Origin of the sequence: Mycobacterium sp. URHB0044 (assembly GCF_000620625.1) — a bacterium.
GTDB lineage: Bacteria > Actinomycetota > Actinomycetes > Mycobacteriales > Mycobacteriaceae > Mycobacterium.
In genome coordinates, this window is the sequence record NZ_JIAW01000028.1 from 66,347 (window position 1) to 84,812 (window position 18,466).

16 protein-coding genes and 1 pseudogene are annotated in these 18,466 nt (G+C 65.9%); 7 read left to right on the forward strand and 10 right to left on the reverse strand.

Going from position 1 to position 18,466, the window contains the following annotated elements; all coding sequences use genetic code 11:
• Positions 1-29 precede the first annotated feature (29 nt).
• Both N536_RS0133725 and N536_RS40265 read right to left on the reverse strand, forming a co-directional pair.
• Entirely contained in the window at positions 30-374 is a 345-nt protein-coding gene (locus N536_RS0133725) for a hypothetical protein (RefSeq protein ID WP_036438547.1), read from the reverse strand.
• The gene (locus N536_RS40265) at positions 371-796 is read right to left on the reverse strand and encodes a helix-turn-helix domain-containing protein (RefSeq protein WP_036438551.1); all 426 of its coding nucleotides are present in this window, start codon (positions 794-796) and stop codon (positions 371-373) included. The genes N536_RS0133725 and N536_RS40265 overlap by 4 nt, the downstream gene beginning before the upstream one ends.
• A 173-nt stretch (positions 797-969) precedes the next feature.
• Here N536_RS40265 and N536_RS0133735 point away from each other — a divergent pair, with 173 nt between their 5' ends.
• Positions 970-2,343 (forward strand): aminotransferase class V-fold PLP-dependent enzyme, encoded by a 1,374-nt coding sequence (locus N536_RS0133735; protein WP_029117649.1) that lies wholly within the window; start codon positions 970-972, stop codon positions 2,341-2,343.
• A gap of 102 nt (positions 2,344-2,445) precedes the next feature.
• Here N536_RS0133735 and N536_RS0133740 read toward each other — a convergent pair whose 3' ends face one another.
• Positions 2,446-4,713, reverse strand: a complete 2,268-nt coding sequence (locus tag N536_RS0133740; protein WP_036438557.1) for an ATP-dependent DNA ligase — start codon at positions 4,711-4,713, stop codon at positions 2,446-2,448.
• Between the two features lie 32 nt (positions 4,714-4,745).
• Here N536_RS0133740 and N536_RS0133745 point away from each other — a divergent pair, with 32 nt between their 5' ends.
• A complete protein-coding gene (locus N536_RS0133745; RefSeq protein ID WP_029117651.1) occupies positions 4,746-5,000 on the forward strand; it encodes a hypothetical protein in 255 nt (84 codons plus the stop codon).
• Here the strand turns inward: N536_RS0133745 and N536_RS0133750 are convergent.
• The 6 genes from N536_RS0133750 to N536_RS0133775 form a co-directional block, all read right to left on the reverse strand.
• Complete coding sequence (locus N536_RS0133750) at positions 4,997-6,262, reverse strand: DUF4032 domain-containing protein (RefSeq protein WP_029117652.1); 1,266 nt, start codon at positions 6,260-6,262, stop codon at positions 4,997-4,999. The genes N536_RS0133745 and N536_RS0133750 overlap by 4 nt on opposite strands.
• A 70-nt stretch (positions 6,263-6,332) precedes the next feature.
• Positions 6,333-7,412, reverse strand: coding sequence for an ABC transporter ATP-binding protein (locus N536_RS0133755; protein ID WP_029117653.1), 1,080 nt, complete (start codon positions 7,410-7,412; stop codon positions 6,333-6,335).
• A gap of 37 nt (positions 7,413-7,449) precedes the next feature.
• The gene (locus tag N536_RS0133760; protein WP_029117654.1) at positions 7,450-8,334 is read right to left on the reverse strand and encodes a carbohydrate ABC transporter permease; all 885 of its coding nucleotides are present in this window, start codon (positions 8,332-8,334) and stop codon (positions 7,450-7,452) included.
• Between the two features lie 3 nt (positions 8,335-8,337).
• Positions 8,338-9,312, reverse strand: a complete 975-nt coding sequence (locus tag N536_RS0133765; protein ID WP_029117655.1) for a carbohydrate ABC transporter permease — start codon at positions 9,310-9,312, stop codon at positions 8,338-8,340.
• Complete coding sequence (locus N536_RS0133770) at positions 9,312-10,682, reverse strand: ABC transporter substrate-binding protein (protein ID WP_197040294.1); 1,371 nt, start codon at positions 10,680-10,682, stop codon at positions 9,312-9,314. The genes N536_RS0133765 and N536_RS0133770 overlap by 1 nt, the downstream gene beginning before the upstream one ends.
• Before the next feature lie 11 nt (positions 10,683-10,693).
• The gene (locus N536_RS0133775) at positions 10,694-11,716 is read right to left on the reverse strand and encodes a sugar-binding domain-containing protein (RefSeq protein ID WP_197040295.1); all 1,023 of its coding nucleotides are present in this window, start codon (positions 11,714-11,716) and stop codon (positions 10,694-10,696) included.
• Between the two features lie 195 nt (positions 11,717-11,911).
• Here N536_RS0133775 and N536_RS0133780 point away from each other — a divergent pair, with 195 nt between their 5' ends.
• From N536_RS0133780 to N536_RS0133800, 5 genes are all read left to right on the forward strand, one after another.
• On the forward strand, positions 11,912-13,339 hold the full coding sequence (locus tag N536_RS0133780; RefSeq protein WP_029117658.1) for a mannitol dehydrogenase family protein: 1,428 nt from the start codon (positions 11,912-11,914) through the stop codon (positions 13,337-13,339).
• Positions 13,336-14,250, forward strand: a complete 915-nt coding sequence (locus N536_RS0133785) for a carbohydrate kinase (protein ID WP_029117659.1) — start codon at positions 13,336-13,338, stop codon at positions 14,248-14,250. The genes N536_RS0133780 and N536_RS0133785 overlap by 4 nt, the downstream gene beginning before the upstream one ends.
• 21 nt (positions 14,251-14,271) lie before the next feature.
• Positions 14,272-15,195 (forward strand): Ku protein, encoded by a 924-nt coding sequence (locus N536_RS0133790; RefSeq protein ID WP_029117660.1) that lies wholly within the window; start codon positions 14,272-14,274, stop codon positions 15,193-15,195.
• A gap of 150 nt (positions 15,196-15,345) precedes the next feature.
• The gene (locus N536_RS42455) at positions 15,346-15,660 is read left to right on the forward strand and encodes a hypothetical protein (protein ID WP_197040296.1); all 315 of its coding nucleotides are present in this window, start codon (positions 15,346-15,348) and stop codon (positions 15,658-15,660) included.
• A gap of 72 nt (positions 15,661-15,732) precedes the next feature.
• Entirely contained in the window at positions 15,733-17,799 is a 2,067-nt protein-coding gene (locus N536_RS0133800) for a CHAT domain-containing protein (RefSeq protein ID WP_197040297.1), read from the forward strand.
• A gap of 112 nt (positions 17,800-17,911) precedes the next feature.
• Here the strand turns inward: N536_RS0133800 and N536_RS0133805 are convergent.
• Positions 17,912-18,466: pseudogene (locus tag N536_RS0133805) on the reverse strand (HNH endonuclease); the annotation flags it as partial.

Consider the following 18,466-nt stretch of genomic DNA (forward strand, 5'->3'; position numbering starts at 1 on the left):
TACCTTGATTCGCAATCATTCTCGTTTCCTCAGAGATACTTGCGTAGCGTCTCGGCTTGCCTGCGGAGCCGTTGTGCCGCGTCGTGCCGTCCCAGCAACTCATAGCGGTCCGCTTCCGCGACGTAATCGTCGACGTGGTCGTGCAGGACGGCGCGGACATCGGCGATCGACAGCTCACGACGGGCCACCTCCGTCGAGTCGGCGTCCACCGTGGCGGGGTCGACGGCTTCGGCGTTGTCGATCGCCGCGATGGTGGTGCGCAGGGCGGCGACGGCTTCCGCGTGACGGGTCTTCAATGCGACGCCGAGGTCGCGGCGCAACAGGGCGCGAAGCGCATGGGCGTCTGCGGGTCGATCCACCTGGTTCTGCGTCATGTGTCGGCCTGCTCCGCAAGGGCACTGATCAGCGTGATCATCTTCGCCGTGTCATCGGCGCCGCCGACGACGATGACCTTGAGGCTGTTGCGCGTCTCGTCGTACACAGTCTGGACGTGTAGCGGTCGCCGGCCACCCGAGCCGCCGTTGGCCGCGCCCAGCACGTGTGTGGTGATTCGGTCCATGACGCCGCGACCGACGGCCTCGATCTGCACGATCGCCGACACCTCCACGCGTGGCTCCGTTGCCGGAATCGTTTGCCCGCCACCGGTGAACTCCCGCAGGTCCTGCTCGGCGATGCGGTATTGCTTGCCGATCCGCACGGCGGGCAAGCGGCCGTCCCGCACGTAACCGCGGACGGTTCGCACGTGCAGCCCGAGGACTTCGGCCACTTCCTCGGCCGAGTACAACGTTGATGTCACGACTGCAGACTACCGCATCATTACCTATCACTCCTTTATAGAGGGATTATAGGGATGTTTAGCGCACTCAGCGGGGGCCGGTGCTGACCTGAGAACGTCGAGACGCAGGTGCCCACGATCGAAATGCCTTGTCCCCCAATCCCTGCGCCCACCTGGAACGGTAGGGTCGGCACATGCCTGATCGCACCGCCGGCCTGCGCCTCGCCGCCACGCACGCCGAGGCATTCCTTGCCACTCTCGACGAGCGCCCCGTGGCCGCCCGTGTCGACGCCGCCGGTGTGCGCGAAGCCCTCGGCGGTCCACTGCCGATTCGTGGTCAGGATCCCGGTGCCGTCATCGACGCCCTCGTCGCCGGCGCCGAGCCTGGTCTCGTTGCTACCGCGGGGCCACGCCATTTCGGCTTCGTCATCGGCGGGGCGCTGCCCGCCGCGCTGGCCGCGGACTGGCTGGTGGCCGCATGGGACCAGTGCGCGGCGTTCCATTCGCTCTCCCCCGCAGCTGCCGCGATCGAGGAGGTCGCGTCCGCGTGGACGCTCGAGCTGCTGGGCCTTCCGGCGAGCGCGAGCGTCGGATTCGTGACCGGCGGTCAGGGCGCCAACACGACCTGCCTTGCGGCCGCCCGGCACGCCGCGCTGGCCCGCGTCGGCTGGGACGTCGAGCGCGACGGGCTCATCGGCGCGCCGCGGCTGCGCGTGCTGTGCGGTGAGCAGGCGCACGCCACCATTCACACCGCGCTTCGATTGCTCGGCCTCGGCTCGGAGACGGCCGTTCGCATCCCGGCCGACGACCAGGGCCGGATGGACCCGGTGGAGCTTCGGAAGGCGCTGGCCGCCGGCGACGGACCCGCCATCGTCTGCGTGCAGGCAGGCAACGTCGCCACGGGCGCCTTCGACGCCTTCGAACCGATCGCCGACGCATGCGCCGCCCACGGCGCGTGGCTGCACGTCGACGGCGCCTTCGGCCTGTGGGCCGCCGCCGCACCCGCAACGAGGCACCTGACCCGCGGTGTCGAGCGGGCCGACTCGTGGGCCGTCGACGCGCACAAGTGGCTCAACGTGCCCTACGACGGCGCCATGGCCATCGTCGCCGAGCCGGAGCATCACGTCGCCGCGATGAGCCTGGCCGGTCCGTACCTGGTGGCCGATCCCGGGCAGCGCGACAGCACGAACTACGTGCCGGAGAGCTCCCGGCGCGCCCGCGCGGTGCCGGTCTACGCCGCCATCCGCTCGCTCGGCCGCGATGGCGTCGCGGAGTTGATCGAGCGCAACTGTGCGCAGGCCCGGCGGATGGCGCAACGGCTGGTCGCCATTCCCGGTGCCGAGATCCTCAACGACGTCGTGCTCAACCAGATCCTCGTCCGACTGCCGGGCGGCGATGACGCCAACCGCGCCGCGGTGGCCGCCATCCAGCGGGACGGAACGTGCTGGCTCGGGGGCACCAACTGGCGGGGCGAACACGTTCTGCGGGTGTCGATTTCGAATTGGGCGACGACGGACGAGGACATCGACCGCTCGGCCGCGGCGATCTCCGCGGCCGTCGCACGCTAACGGCAACCATCCCGCGCCGACACTGCTGGGAGATCGCGAATCGCGCGGAAAACGCGATCTCCTAGCAGTCTCGGCGTAGTGGTGGGTGGGGCAAGCGAGCGCTTACTCCCACACCACCTCGTCGGGAGTCTTGTCCGGCCGTAGCCCGCGCCAACTGGGCTGGCGCAGCCGGCCGTCCGACGTGCGCTCGCTGTAGCGCACCTCCCCCACCAGTTCCGGGCGCACGAACGTCACGCCCTTGGCGTCAGGGCCGGAAAGCCTTGTGGTGAACGGGGATTCATCAGTATGCAGCGGGGCCAGCGTCTTCTTCAGACTTGCCAGCGCCTTGTCCGTGAACCCTGTGCCGACCCGGCCGGCGAACTGCAGTCCACCATCGGTTGGCACCCCGACCAGCAGAGCGCCGATGCCGCTGGTCCGGCCGCCCTCCCCCGCACGCCATCCGCCGATCACGACCTCCTGGGTCAACCAGAGCTTGTCCTTGATCCACGACGCCGACCGCCGGCCGGGCTGGTAGGTCGAGTCCCGCTTCTTGGCGATCACGCCTTCCCACCGGTGCTTGCGGGCGTATTCCAGCGCCTCCGGTCCGTCGCCGGGGAGCTGCTCTGGCACGGTCAACCCGCCCGCCTCTGCCAGCGCCTCGAGCACCCGACGGCGGTCGGAGTACTTGGCGCGCAACAGGGATCGGCCGTCGAGCGACAGGATGTCGAACGCCCAGAACTCGACACGGGTCGAGCGGGCCCGGTTCTGCATCTCGCCGAAGCTGGGCACCCCGGACTCGTCGAGCGCCACCGCTTCGCCGTCGAGGATGACGTGGTGGTCGGCGAGATCAGCTGCCAGCGCCTGTAATTGGGGATACTCGCGGGTGACGTCACGTCCCCGCCGGGACCGCAGGTTCAGCGTGCCGTGGTCGGCGTCGACGAGCAGCCGGTAGCCGTCCCACTTGCCCTCGAACGCCCATTGCGTCGCCTTGAGTTTGGCCACCGACCCGTGCGTGGCGAGCATCGGCGCCATGTCCGTTGCCGTCAGCGTCGGCTGTTCCTTCATCCGGTGCGCCAGCCAATTCTTGCCATCTGTCTGAATCAACGCGTAGCGGCCGGAGATCCTGCTGCCGTTCAGGGTGACGATCACCTCGCCGCCCTTCGCCGGGCCGTCCGGCGGATTGTCGCGGAACTTCTCGGCCTCGTACGTCCCCGAATCCCAGATGATGACCTTGCCACCCCCGTACTCGCCCTTGGGAATGTCGCCCTCGAACGTCGCGTACTCCAGCGGATGGTCCTCGGTGTGCACGGCCAGGTGGTTCACCGAGGTGGTGTCCGGCAGGTTCTTCGGCACGGCCCACGACACCAGCACCCCGTCGCGTTCGAGCCGGAAGTCGTAGTGCAGCCGGCGGGCGTGGTGCTCCTGGATGACGAAGCGGTCGTCGTTGCCGAGCACGGGTGAGACCGCGGGCACCGGTTCCGGCGTCTTACCGGGATCGCGCATGCCGCGGTAGGTGGTGAGCCGATCTTCCACCGGCACATTGTCATCGAGCTCGGCGATCAGGTCACCGTCACGTTCGACGCGCTCCAACACCTCGTCGAACCGCAGGTGACGTAGCTTCGGGTCGTCGATCTCGTCCCACGTCCGCGGCGCCGCGACGGTGGGTTCGTCACGCCCCCGCATCGAGTACGGCGCAATCGTGGTCTTGGCGGCGCTGTTCTGGCTCCAGTCGACGAACACCTTGCCGGTGCGCAGGCTCTTGGTCATCGTCGCGGTGACGCGCTTGGGCATCGTCTTCTCCAGCTGCTGCGCGACCCGCTTCGCCAGCACCGAGGCGCCGTGCGAGCTGATCGGCTGCGCCAGAGGCACATACAGGTGCAGACCCTTGCTGCCACTGGTCAGCGGGTAGGTGGTCAGCCCGATGTCGGCGATGAGGTCGCGCACCTCGTGTGCGACCTGGCAGAGCTGCTTCATCGTGACGCCCTCACCAGGGTCGAGGTCGAACACGATGCGCGTCGCGGGCCCGGGTTCCTGCCCACTGGCGAGGAAGCGCCACTGCGGAACGTGCACCTCGAGCGAGGCCTGTTGCGCCAGCCAGGCGAGACCCTCACGGCTGTCGATGACCGGATACGTCGTCGTGCCGGACTTGTGGGTGATCGATCCGCGGCCCAGCCAGTCCGGCGCCGACGAGGCGAGCTGCTTCTCGAAGAACGATCCCTCGGCCACCCCGTTCGGCCAGCGCTTCCGCGTGACGGCCCGGCCGGCGATGTGCGGCACCATGACGTCGGCGATGGTCACGTAGTAGTCGAAGACCTCGGCCTTCGTGGTCCCGGTGGCGGGATAGAGCACCTTGTCGGGGTTCGTCAGCTTCACCCGCCCAAAGCGCTCCACGCAGCCATTATCCGCGGAGTAGGGTTCGCTTCGTGCGCAGATTCGTCGCAGCGGCCGTGTTGGCGTGTGCCGGCGCGGTCATCGGCGCTGCGCAAGCCGCTGCGGATCCCGCCGATCTGGTGCCGTACTGCACGGGCGATCAGACGCCGATGGACTCGAATTGCCGGGAAAATCCGTCGCAAGCCGCCCCGCACATGGGCTCCGGCGTCTCTCCTGGACTTCTCTACGGTGGTGTCTCTCCCGGACTGCCGTACGGCGTCAACCCCGGCGAGGACCCGACCATCTAAGGCTCGTCGTCGAATTCGAGGACGGCAAACGGCGCGGTCGGCACCTCGGCGATGGCCAACTTGGCGGCGGCGTCGAGAGGTATGACGTCACGGGACAGCGCCGCAAGGGCTTTGGTGGTGCCCACGTCGTGACCGGCCTGCTCGCTGAGCAACCAGCGCACCTCGAGCAGATCGCAATACGCCTGGATCGGCGTACCGGTGTAGTGCAGCGCGGCGTGGGCCAGTTGCTCCGTGGGCGTCAACAACTCGATCACCCACAGCCGGGCGGCGGCCGACTCGTCGACGTCGTGGCCGACCTCCCGGCACAACTGCGCCTGATACGCCTGCAGATCACCGAGCAGGATGCGGGCCTGCCCCTCACCGACGTCCAGTCCGGTCAGTTCCCGCAGCCGCTGCGCGTGGTAGCGACGGTCGCCGACGGCGACGTGCAGCCGCAGCTGGCTCGGGTTGGCGCTGTCGGGTTGCATCGACAGCTCGTCGACCGCGAAGCCGAGGTCGTTGAGTCGACGGATGGTTCCTTCGACGCGGTAGCGGTCGGTGAAACCGAATACCGGTTCAGCGTGCAGCAAGTCCCACAGCGACTCGTACCGATCCCGAATGTTCTCGGCCTCGGCGATGAGGGTGTTGTTGAACTCTTCGGGCCGCTCGAGTCGCTCGGCGAGATCGAGCATTCCCATCGCGACGTTCTCGACCAAGATGTCGAGGTCGTAGTGACGCTGCCCTCGACTCAGCGACGGGTGCACCTCCGAGGTCTCCGCGTCGACGAGCCACGCCTGCAGCAATTGCCCGTCCCGCGAGAACAGCGTGTTCGCCAGTGAGCAGTCACCCCAGAACACGCCGTGGCGGTGCAGTTCCACCAACAAGCCGGCCATCGCATCCAGCAGCCGCGCACGGTGTTTGGGCTGATCGGGCGGCAGCCGCATGAACAGGCGGCGGTACTGCCAGGACCCCTCGAGGTAGCGGGTGACCAGGATCGCGGTGTCGAATTCCGGCTGCAGCACCAGCCCGGCCGGACGCACGGCGGGCAGCTCCATGTCTTCGAGCCGCCGCAGGACGTCGTACTCCTTCATGGCAAGCCGCGGCGGCATGTCCTTGACGGCCCACAGCTGATCATCGGCGTCGACGAACTTCACCAGGTGGCGGCTGGGCCCCACGGCGATGTCGCGCAACGGAACGTCGGGCACCACCCAGTCCGACAACGGCCGGTCCCACGGCAGCGCGAGGAGGCCAGGAGATGGTGTCCGGAGCCGAAACTCGGTCATTGCCCCCGGTCGTCCCCTGCGCTTCGCGCGTGGGCCCAGCGCTCCTGCCCGCCGGATGGCTGCCGCATCGTCAGTTGAGCCGCTCGCCCGTCTCGGGGTGGAACAGGTGCACCGCGCCCTCGGGATGCCTGCCCAACCGCACGGTGTCCGCCAACCTCGGCGCCCTGCGCGGATTGCACCGCGCCACCAGTTCAACCCCGGAGCTGGCGTGCGTGTAGACGTAGGCCTCGCTGCCGAGATCCTCGACCAGGTCGACGACGACTTCGACGCCACCGGACTCGACGATCTCGAGTTGCTCGGGCCGGATTCCGAACGTCACCTCTGACAGGCCCGCTGCGCTGATCTTGCTCAAATCGTCGCGTTCGAGTTCCAGCGTCGAGTCACCGACCTTGACGCCGTCGGCGGCGACCGGCAGGGTCACCAGGTTCATTGCCGGTGAACCGATGAAGCCCGCAACGAACGCGTTGGCCGGACGATCGTAGAGCTCGTTGGGCGCGGCGAACTGCTGCAACTTCCCGAAGCGCAACACGGCCACCCGGTCGCCCATCGTCATCGCCTCGACCTGGTCGTGGGTGACGTAGACGGTCGTGGTGCCGAGCCGGCGTTGCAGCGCGGCGATCTGGGTGCGAGTCTGCACGCGCAGCTTGGCGTCGAGGTTCGACAGCGGCTCATCCATGCAGAAGACCTGGGGCTCGCGCACGATGGCACGCCCCATCGCGACGCGTTGCCGCTGGCCGCCAGAAAGCTTGGCCGGCTTGCGATCCAGGTGCTCCGTCAGGTCCAGGACCTTGGCGGCCTCCTCGACCTTCTTGCGCCGTTCCGCGGCAGGCACCCCGCGCAGCTTGAGTGCGAAGCCCATGTTCTCGGCGACGGTCTTGTTCGGGTACAGCGCGTAGTTCTGGAACACCATCGCGATGTCGCGATCCTTGGACGGCACACCCGTCATGTCCTTGCCGCCGATCTCAATGGACCCCTCGTCGATGTCCTCGAGGCCGGCGAGCATGCGCAGCGCGGTGCTCTTGCCCGAACCGGAGGGCCCGACCAGGACGATGAACTCGCCGTCCTGGATGTCGAGGTTGAGATTGTCCACCGCGAGTTTGTCCGACCCCTCGTAGATGCAAGAGGCGTTCTTGTACGTGATTGCAGCCATTTTGGATTCTCCGTGTCTATCGAGTGGTTGGGGTGGTCTACTTGATTGCGCCGAAGGACAGTCCGCGCACCAGCTTGTTTTGCGCGAACCAGCCGCACAGGATCACGGGAAGGGCCGCCATGGTTGCGGCCGCCGACAGCACCGCCCAGTACTGACCCTCGCCGGCAATGAAACCGACCAGGTATACCGGCATGGTCTGCGCGTTCACCGCGGTCAGGTTCACCGCGAGGAAGAACTCGTTCCAAGCGAAGATCACGCAGATCAGCGCAGTGGCCGCGATGCCGGGTGACACCAACGGAAGGATCACCTCGCGCACCGACCGCCACAGGCTGGCGCCGTCCAGGCTGGCAGCCTCGAGCAGTTCGCCTGGCACTTCGAGGAAGAACGAGCGCATCATCCAGACGGCGATCGGCAGGTTCATCGACGTGTAGAGGACGACCAAGGCCCAGATGTTGTCCAGTAGACCGATGTTGGACACGATCACGTAGAGCGGCAGGATTGCCGCGACGACGGGCAGCATCTTGGTGCTCATGAAGAAGAACAACGCGTCCGACGTCTTGCGGACGGGCCGCAGCGACAATGCGAAGGCTGCGGGCACCCCCAGGAGCAGCACCAGAATCGTCGACATGCCCGTGGCGAAGACGGAGTTCAACATCGCGGGGCCGATGCCCTGATTGAAGACCGCGGCGTACTGATCCAGCGTCGGTGTGAAGAACAACGTCGGAGGATTGGTCGCCGCGGCACTCTCCTGCTTGAACGACGTCAGTACCATCCAGAACACCGGGAAGAAGAACCCGATCCCGACGAGCCACGCGACCACGCCCCAGGGGCTGAACTTCTTGGACTTCTTCTTCCGCGCCGGAGCGGCATCACTTGTCGCCGTGGTTCGTGCTGTCTTGTCAACTACCTTCGGAGCACTCATGGCCTAGGCCGCCTCTTCCTTGCCGGAGAACGATTTGAAGATCAAGCGAAGCGCGAAGCTGGCGATGATCATCGTGAAGATGACGACCACCACGCCCATGGCGGCGGCCTGGCCCATGTCGAAGCCGAGGAACGCCCGCTGATAGATGTAGAACGGCAGGTTCGCGCTGGCGACGCCCGGTCCACCCTGGGTCATCATGAAGATGGCGTCGAACGTGTTGACCAGGTAGACGGCGCCGAGCACCACGCCCAACTCGATGAAGCGCCGAAGGTGCGGCAGCGTCAGCTCGCGGAAGAGTTGGATCGCGGTGGCACCATCGACCCGGCCCGCCTCGAGCTGGTCGCGGGGCATCGACGTCAGGCCTGCCAGGATGAGCAGCATCATGAACGGCGTCCACTGCCAGATCAATTCGACCATGACCATCATCAGCGGGAACTGACCGATCCAGTCCACCGGGCTGATCCCCACCAGCGACAGCACCCAGTTGAGGATGCCGTTGTTGGGGTCGAGGATCGTCGTCTTCCAGATCAGGGCTCCCGCAACGGGAGTGATGAGGAACGGCGTGATCAGCAGCGTCCGCACTGCCCCTCGTCCGAGGAACGCGCGGTCCAGCAGCAGCGCGATCAACAGGCCGAGGAACGCCGAGATCAACACCACGCCGACGATCAGGATGACGGTGTTTAGTGCCACCGACCAGAACTGACTGTCCTTGACCACCGCGACGTAGTTGTTCAGCCCCACGAATTGCCGCGACCCGGGGCGAACCAGGTTCCACGACAACGTCGAGTAGTACAGGGTGAACAAGAACGGCACCTGCGTGACCGCGATCATGAAGATCAACGCGGGTAGCAGTGGCCCGCGGCGGCGCCACCCCTCGGCGCGGCTCACGCCGACGTCCTGGGCTTCCCGGATCTTGCGGACCCGTTCGGCCACGGCCTCCTGACTGGCGTCTGACTCGGTATCAGCGGTAAGAGTCATCACTTCTCCTGGTATGTCTTGCCGACGACCTCGGCGTATTGCTGTGCTTGGGCCAGCGCGTCGTCCACCGACTTCTGTCCGGCGATCGCTGCGCTGATCTGCTGGCTGACCCGGGTGCCGAGATCCTGGAACTCCGGGATCCCGACGAACTGCACGCCGGTGTACGGAACCGGTTGCACCGTCGGCTTGTTCGGGGTCGAGTTCGTGATCGACTGCAGGGTCAACGGACCGTACGACTTCGAGATCGCTTCGTACTCAGGCAGTTCGGTGTAGGTCGACGTGCGGCTGCCGGGTGGGACGCGCGCCCAGCCGAGCTTCTCACCGACCAGCTTCATGTAGTCCTTGCTGGTCATCCACGAGATGAACTTCCAAGCGCCGTCGGGGTTCTTGGCGGCCTTCGGAATGCCCAGCGACCAGGTGTAGAGCCAACCCGAGTTGGGCTTCTCGACGATGGGCGCCGGCAGGTAGCCGATCTTGCCGACCAGATCCGGGTAGGTCTGGGGATCCTCGAGCACCGAGACCGCCGACGTCGCGTCGTACCACATCGCCGTCTGGCCCTGACCGAACAGGTTCGCGCACTCCTGGAAACCCGTTGAGGACGCGCCCAATTCGCCGGACTTCTTGATGGTGTCGACGTAGAAGTTGACCGCCTTCTTGACCTCCGGGCTGTTGAGTTGCGCGTTCCACTGGTCGTCGAACCAGCGTCCGCCGAAGGTGTTGATCACCGTGTCCAGCGGCGCGAGCACCTCACCCCAGCCCGGCTTGCCGCGCAGGCAGATGCCTGCTCGGTCACCGGTCTTGAGCTGGTCCGCCCACCCCGCGACCTCTTGCCACGTGGGTTGATACTTCGGGTCCGGGTTGACCTTGATGCCGGCCTGCTCGAACATGTCCTTGCGGTACATCAGGAACGACGACTCGCCGTAGAACGGCACCGAGTACATGTTGCCCTCGTAGGACAACGAATCCCGCAGCGACGGAATGAAGTCCTGCTCGTCGTAGCCAGGAGTGTTCTTCGCGTAGTCCGAGAGGTTCAGCAACCAACCGTCCTTGGCCCACTGCGGGGTCTCGAAGTTGCTGATCATCACGACGTCGAACTGACTGCCGCCCATCGCGGTCGACATGGTGATCTTCGCTCGCGCCTGGTTCTCCGAGAGCGAGATGAACTTCAGCTTGGTGCCGGGGTTCTCCTTCTCGAACTCCGACGACAACTTCTGCGCGTCGGCCATCTGTGAGTTGGACACCAGAGCGATCGTCACCTCGTTGTCCGACGCCCCCAGCGACCCTGCGCCTGCGCATCCCGCGGTCAGCACCAGGCCGGCCGCGGCGACGCAAGCCGAAAGCTTGTGCAGCACTCTTCGTGTGGTTCTCACTCTTACCTCCACTATCGGGATTCCAAAAGCCAACGGGCACAGTCCACGTCGCACACCAGGAGCTTGGCCAACTCGCCCCGCAACGCACCGAGGGTGGCCTGGTGCTTGGCCGCTCCACTCGAGACCAAGATGCTCTTCTTGCACGCTCGGACGTCCTCGAGCGGAACCGACACCGCGCGCTGCGCCAGTTCGGTGACGATTGGCGTGCCCGCTGCATCGAAGAACCGGCCGCCGATCTCGCCTACGGCGCCGAGCCCGATGAGTTCGTCGAGCATGCGGTTGTCCAGGAAGCTGCCCTCGAAGAGCGTGGTCGAGGTGGAGACGGCGCCGACGCCGAACAGCATGGTGTCGGCGCGCCGGCCGGCCTCCAGGGTGCGGGAGATCACCGAGTCGCTGCGCATCGACACGACGGTGGACGGGTCGGCATACAACGGTGCGGGAAGGCGAATCGCGTCGGCGCGCAACACTTCTGCCCCGCGGCTCAGAATGAGCTCCATGCCCGTCTGGTAGGCCGCGGTCGACATGGCGCCGTCGAGCTGGACCACCGTCCGGCAACTCGCGACGCCGGGGTTGAGGGCCATCGCGACTGCCACCTGCTCCGGACCCCAGGTGAAGCCGAGCACGTCGTCGGCGGAGAGGCGACGCATCAGCAGGGCCGCGGCGGCACGGCCGACGCCGGCGAACATCGCGGGCCGTCCCGGGGCACCGTCGTCGACGCCGTGGCCGGTGACGACGGCCTCGGTCAGGCCGAACCGCCGTTCGAGCTCGCGCTCCTCTTCGTCGTGCAGATCTTCTTGCAGCGCCGCGGGCACGACCACCTCGATGCGCACCAGCCCCTTGGCCTTGGCCCGCCCGATCAACCGACCGGCCGTCGGACGGGAGACGCCGAGGCGGGTCGCGATCTCCGCCTGCGTCAATCCGTCGAGGTAGTAGAGCGTGGCCGCACGCAGCGCGAGCCGCAGATCTTCCGCGGTGGAACCGGCGGCACTCAAGGAACCGGCCCCGACCTGGCCATTCGACGTCGGTGTCGGCACGATTTCCACCTCCCACCTTCTCCGTTGAATCGTGAACAAATGCTCACGGGTGCGTGTAGATGCTCATCACGCTAACATGGTGAGTGTGACGTACACAACACCTTCGATGTCGAAGAAGATGCGGGCCGGCCGGGCCCCCGCTCCCCTGAACGACGACCGCGTGGCGGGTACCGTCAACTCAGTGGTGACCGTGTCATGAAGCTCAACGAGGTGACGTTGCCGGCGATCCCGATCGCCAAGCCGACCTATGACCGCGACGAGATCAGCGTCGGGATAGTGCATTTCGGTGTGGGCGGGTTCCACCGCGCGCACCAGGCGATGTACGTCGACCAGCTGCTGGAGTCGGGTGCCGCGAAGGACTGGGGCATCTGCGGAGTCGGGGTGATGCCCGCCGACCGGAAGATGGCCGACGTGCTGACCGCCCAAAACGGGCTGTACACGCTGATGACCGAGCATGCCGACGGCAGCCGCGAGGCACGCGTCATCGGTTCGATCGTGGACTACCGCTACGCGCCCGACGACCCCGAGGCCGTGGTCGAGTTGATCGCCGCGCCGAGCACCAGGATCGTCTCGCTGACCATCACCGAGGGTGGATACGACATCGACCATCAACCGGCCGACGGGGTGAGCGTGTTCGCTCTGGTGACCGCAGCGCTGGACCGCCGCCGCGAGCGCGGACTGTCGTCGCCGACGATCGTGTCCTGCGACAACATCGAGGGCAACGGCGAGGTGGCGCGGCACGCGTTCACCACCCATGCGGAGCGGACGCATCCGGGGCTGGCCGAGTGGATGGCCGAGCACACCCGCTTCCCGAACTCGATGGTGGACCGAATCACCCCCGTCACCTCACCCGAGGTGATCGAGGCGCTCGCAACGGAATTCGGTGTCGAGGACCGGTGGCCGGTGGCGGCGGAGCCGTTCACGTCGTGGGTGCTCGAGGACGACTTCTCCGACGGCAGACCGCCGTTCGAGGACGTCGGCGTCCTGATCGTCGACGACGTGACGCCGTACGAGCTGATGAAGTTGCGGCTGCTCAACGCCAGCCACCAGAGCCTGTGCTACTTCGCCTACCTGGCCGGGTACCGGCTGGTGCACGAGGCGGCGGGCGACCCGTTGTTCGCCGAATTCCTGCGCGAATACATGGATTCGGAGGCAACGCCGACGCTGAAGCCGGTGCCGGGCATCGATCTGCCCGACTACAAGCGCACGCTGATCGAACGGTTCGCCAACCCCGGCGTGCGCGACACCATCGCCCGGTTGTGCTACGGCTCCTCGGACCGCATCCCGAAGTGGCTGCTGGCCGTGATCCGGGAGAACCTGCGCACCGGCGCCCCCATCCGGCTGGCCGCGGCGACCGTGGCCAGCTGGGCACGGTATGCCGAGGGCGTCGACGAGCAGGGAGAACCCATCGACGTGCAGGACCAGCTCGCGGATTCGCTTGTGCCGCTGGCTCGTTCGCAGCATGAGAACCCGACGGCGTTCATCGACAACACCGCGCTCTTCGGCGACCTCGGGCAGCAGCCCCGATTCGTCGAGGCGTACCTCTGGGCGCTGGACTCGCTGCACCGCGACGGCGCCCGCGCGACGCTGGAGGCGCTGCTGCACGGAGATTCGGCCTCGTGAGCCGCGCGCTCGTCATCGGTGAGGCGCTGATCGACATCGTCGAGCGCGAGGGGCGGCCGCTCGGCGAACACGTCGGGGGCAGCCCGCTCAACGTGGCGATCGGACTCGGCAGGCTCGGGCGCGACGTCGACTTCCTCACCCACATCGGTGACGACGAACGCGGCCGCCGCATCGTCGACTACGTCGAAGCCTCCGGCGTCCGACTCGTGCCCGGCAGCGTCACCGCCGATCGCACCCCGACAGCGCTGGCCCGGCTCGACGAGATCGGCGCCGCCGACTACGTCTTCGACATCGCCTGGGAGTTGGCGGGCACGCCGGAGGTCGCCCCGCCGATCGTCGCGCACACCGGGTCGATCGCGGCGTACCTGGCTCCGGGCTGCCTGGCGACGGCGGCGCTGCTCGACGCCTATCGGCCGTCGGCAACCGTCACGTTCGACCCGAACGTCCGGCCGGCCCTGATCACCGACCGCGAGGAGGTGATCGGCCGGATCGACCGGCTGGTCGAGAAGGCCGACGTCGTGAAGGCCAGCGACGAGGACCTGCGGTGGATCGACCCCGACCTGGGGCCCGAGAAGGTAGCCGAGAGCTGGCTGGCGTCGGGACCGTCGATCGTCGCCGTGACGCTCGGTGAGCGCGGCGCATTCGCTGTGTGCGCGGCGGGACTGGTGCGGGTGCCTGCGCGGCCGGTCCAGGTGGTGGACACCGTCGGTGCTGGCGACTCGTTCATGACCGGGCTCATCGACGCCTTGTGGGCGCTGGACCTGCTGGGCGCGTCGCGGCGGTCCGACCTGGCGCGCATCGACACCGGCACCCTCGAGGGCGTGGTCCGCGCGGCGGCGCTGGCGTCGGCGGTGACCGTCGCCCGCGCGGGGGCCGACTTGCCGGATCGCGCCGCTCTGCTTCGGGAGTAGCGCAATGGGCAATACTGAGTCATGCGTTCCATCTGGAAGGGATCCATCGCCTTCGGGCTGGTGAACGTGCCGGTCAAGGTCTACAGCGCGACCGAGGACCACGACATCAAGTTCCACCAGGTGCACGCGAAGGACAACGGCCGCATCCGCTACAAGCGGGTTTGCGAGGTGTGTGGCGAGGTCGTCGAGTACCGCGACATCGCCAGGGCGTACGACTCCGACGACGGTCAGACAGTGATCATCACCGACGAGGACATCGCGACGCTGCCCGAGGAACGCAGCCGCGAGATCGAGGTCGTCGAATTCGTGCCCGCCGATCAGCTCGACCCGCTGATGTACGACAAGAGCTACTTCCTGGAGCCCGACTCGAAGTCGTCGAAGTCCTACGTGCTGCTGGCCAAGACGCTGGCCGAGACCGACCGGGTGGCCATCGTGCACTTCGCTTTGCGCAACAAGACGCGGCTGGCGGCGCTGCGGGTGAAGGACTTCAGCAAGCGCGACGTGATGGTGATCCACACGCTGCTGTGGCCCGACGAGATCCGCGATCCCGACTTCCCGGTGCTCGACAAGGAAGTCGACGTCAAGCCCGCGGAGCTGAAGATGGCCGGCCAGGTGGTCGAATCAATGACCGACGACTTCCACCCCGACCAGTTCCGCGACGACTACCAGGAGCAGCTGCACGAGCTGGTGCAAGCGAAACTCGAAGGCGGCGAGGCGTTCACCACCGAGGAGCAGCCCACCGAACTCGACGAGACCGAGGACGTCTCCGACCTGCTGGCCAAGCTGGAGGCCAGCGTCAAGGCGCGCAAGTCGGGCGGCTCCTCGGACTCCGACGACAAGCCCGCGAAGAAGGCACCTGCCAAGAAGGCCGCCGCGAAGAAAGCGCCTGCGAAGAAGGCCGCCGCCAAGAAAGCGCCGGCGAAGAAAGCTGCGGCCAAGAAGTAGGGCTTGCCGCGGGGCACCGATGTACATGAAATTTGCACCTTTGGACACCGACGGCAATTAGGGTCGCTGCAAATTCACTTCGCTTCGCGCGGCCAGCGCGATCCTTAAGGAGCAGAGTTGGCGTCGATTGAGCTCACTGTGCCGGAAGAGTTGGCCACGGCGCTCGCCGGTATTCCCGGCGTTGAGCGATCTGCAAGTAGTCGGCGGAGCGGGACGTGGCAGATTGTTGCCGAGATCTTGGCGGGTACCTCGGTGACGATCTCGCTGCTTCAAGCTCCGCAGACTCTCACCGACGTGGCACAACGTTTACACGGGTTGCTACGGGGTCGGGTCAAAGACGGTCGCGCGATTCACATCGACGCCGTCGGCCCGGGCGGCGAAATGCGGCTCACCATTGACGGACACACCGATCTCGACGATGTCACCGAGCTACTTCGGTCAACGGTCTTCGACAGCGGCCAGTAACACATGCGTTTCCGGAGGGGACGACACCGCGTTCCGACACTTGACACAACGGACGAACACATAATCGAACGCTTGCGCCTTGCGGCGCGCGTTTGGGACGTTGTCGAGCAGCGGCCCTTATTTGCGACACATATGCAATACGCGCGAGAGCTGTTGAGTGAGTTGATGATCAAACGGTCGGACGCGACGGTCGCCGAAGCGGTTCAGGACACTCTGGCGGGCCAGATCGTCCACGTCTACCACAAGCGCTTGCGCAGAGACGATCTGGCAGAGTCCGCGATACACGATTTCGCGGACTCTTCGCCATTTTTTACCGCCACGCACATCGACACGTTGTATCGATCGCTCGACACGTATCAAATACACACCGCGAACACCGCCGCAGTAACCGCGGTAGTCCGCTCGCTGTTCGTTCAACTCGAACGATTCGACGGCAGCCTCGCTACTCCTGAAGTCTTATCTGTGTGCGCTCAAGCGGTGCACGACAACGGTCTTCCACTCGATGACGTCGTCGGTCGATTCAAAGAGCTGACCAACGTGTCCCCCGGCTATGACGCAATCCGGACATTCTATGAAGCTCAATTTAAGAAGAGCGTTGGCGACAAGGACGGCCATGATGCTCTTCGGGTGAGATACCTCGATAGCTTCGCCCGTGTGTCACGGTCGGATCCGGCCGCTGAACGTGTTGAGCACTTGGGCCGTTGGGTCCAGAGCCGTGAACAACCTCAGCGCTCGATCTTGGCCATGGCTGCACAGGCGGCTGAGGCGGGCGACATGGTCAAAGTCGCAAAGCTGTACGAGGTAGCAGCCGACCAAGCCGAATCGCCCGACCAGGCAGCGCTATTCCGACTGCTTTCCGAGGGCGGTCGGTTGAAGTCGAACCAACTGTCCACCGCAGACAGCCTGTATGAGTGCCTGCTCCGTCTGCGCTCGGGCCACATCACACGCGCCAAACCGCTCTTCGACCCCGACCATTTGATGCCGGACTTATGTCAACAAGCGATTCGGGTGCAGCGTCAAAATCCCTTATCCGACATTGCCTTACAAGTGGCGGACTTTGCCGGTGACGTCCGCACGGGGGTTGCACTTGACCACCGATACTCGAGTCTGAAGAACGCAACCGCTGCGATTGCCGACCTTTCGGCGGTAGATGCATTGCAGCGCGACCCCGATGTCCTCGACGTGCGAAACCTCAAGGCATCGCTTCCTGGAGCGTCATTCGTATGGGTGTCCATTACCCATGACACAGACAACGTCGAGGCGGACGACAGCTACGTGAATGTCACCACGCTTTCAGCTGACGAACGAAGATCGTACGTGCGATCGGTTCCAGTACCTGATCGTCAAGATCCCATCGTTCGCACCGCTATCGGGCGTGGTTCCGAGGAGCTCACTGACAACGAATTATGGTGGCTTTCCGACACTATCTTCGGTGACCTCGCTGAGGCGGCAGCTGGTAACGGGCTATATGTCATCCCCGACCAGGCCGCGTGGGAATTGCCCTGGTCCCGCCTCATCCCGTCCTACGTCGACGCATACGCGATAGTGCCCTCCGCAGCCTCGGCAATGCGGTTGTTGTCTACTTCGCATGCTCGGAAACCGAGGTCGGTGATTGGTCTGTTCAATACGGATCTGGCGGGCGCTCAAAAGGAACTGGCGTCGCTGCGTGCTTTGGATGGCGAGGGACACATCGACTTTCATCGGGCGACTACAGCTGAGGAGCTCGCGACCGCGCTGCGGTCGCGTTCGTTCGATTTGTTGGTTGTCACGGCGCACGGAACTCGCGGCGAGGGATTTGAATTCAGCATGGACCTGGGCGCCGAGATAGTGCCGCTCTTGTCACTGCTGGAGCTACCCCTGCCACCAGCCATCAGCTTCGGCTGCTGCTGGTCTGCACGTTCCAGTCGATCCTCGACCTCGGTCGTCGCCGTTCTGAGCTGTCTGTTGGCCGGCGCATCAACGGTAGTCGGCGGTTTGTGGGACATCGATGACAGAGCCTCTGGGGTTGTGTTATCCAAGGCCTACGCAAACTTCGCGCAGGGTTCGTCGCTCGCATCGTCGACGCTTAGCGCGTTCAGATCAGTCGATGAGTCGGCACGATCCGCCGCTGCCGGAATATGCGTCGTCGGGCGTTGGTGAAGTACCCATCGAAACCGCTGCGAAACCAATCGAACGGCAAAGGCAATACTGGCTCGCTTGCGACGGCGCTCCAGACCAGGCGGCGCGGTGGACTGCCGCCAAGAAGCCGCTCTCAGAAGGGTGGTGGTTCGTAGGTGGCGGCGCGCCAGGCTCGTTGTTGGCGTCTTTGTTCGGCGTTGAGTTCGTGGCGTTGGCGGCGTTCGGCGGTGATGCGGTCGCGGCGGTCCTGATCGCGGGTTTGCTTGCGGCGCGGCATCATCACCGACCGATCCGTCTGCGGCGGCACCAGCTGCGGCGGGATGTCCAACTCGCCCGTGGGCTGCCCCAGCGCCGGGAACATCGCCGCACCGTGGGGTTCGGTGCGGTAGACGTGCCCGGTCGGGGCGGTCAACACGATGGTGCCATCCGGTAACTGCTGATCCGACCAGCCGCCCGGACCACCCCCGAACGTCTTGATCAAATGATGGGTACGGCAGTACGCCTTCGTATTCGAGGGATGCGTCGGCCCCACCGGATACGGCACCGTATGGTCCAGATCGCAATTGGCGACGGGTTTGTCGCAGCCCGGCCAGCGGCACGTCAAATCCCGCCACCGGACAAACTCCTTGGTCTTCGCCGACGGTGTGTATCCCGGATCCGCCGCCACATCGGTGGGCACCGTCACCGG

Bases quoted from the DNA above. Each gene is read 5' to 3' on its own strand.
- N536_RS0133725 (WP_036438547.1), bottom strand. From the start codon at position 374: ATGACGCAGAACCAGGTGGATCGACCCGCAGACGCCCATGCGCTTCGC.
- N536_RS0133735 (WP_029117649.1), top strand. From the start codon at position 970: ATGCCTGATCGCACCGCCGGCCTGCGCCTCGCCGCCACGCACGCCGAG.
- N536_RS0133750 (WP_029117652.1), bottom strand. From the start codon at position 6,262: ATGACCGAGTTTCGGCTCCGGACACCATCTCCTGGCCTCCTCGCGCTG.
- N536_RS0133755 (WP_029117653.1), bottom strand. From the start codon at position 7,412: ATGGCTGCAATCACGTACAAGAACGCCTCTTGCATCTACGAGGGGTCG.
- N536_RS0133760 (WP_029117654.1), bottom strand. From the start codon at position 8,334: ATGAGTGCTCCGAAGGTAGTTGACAAGACAGCACGAACCACGGCGACA.
- N536_RS0133765 (WP_029117655.1), bottom strand. From the start codon at position 9,312: ATGACTCTTACCGCTGATACCGAGTCAGACGCCAGTCAGGAGGCCGTG.
- N536_RS0133780 (WP_029117658.1), top strand. From the start codon at position 11,912: ATGAAGCTCAACGAGGTGACGTTGCCGGCGATCCCGATCGCCAAGCCG.
- N536_RS0133790 (WP_029117660.1), top strand. From the start codon at position 14,272: ATGCGTTCCATCTGGAAGGGATCCATCGCCTTCGGGCTGGTGAACGTG.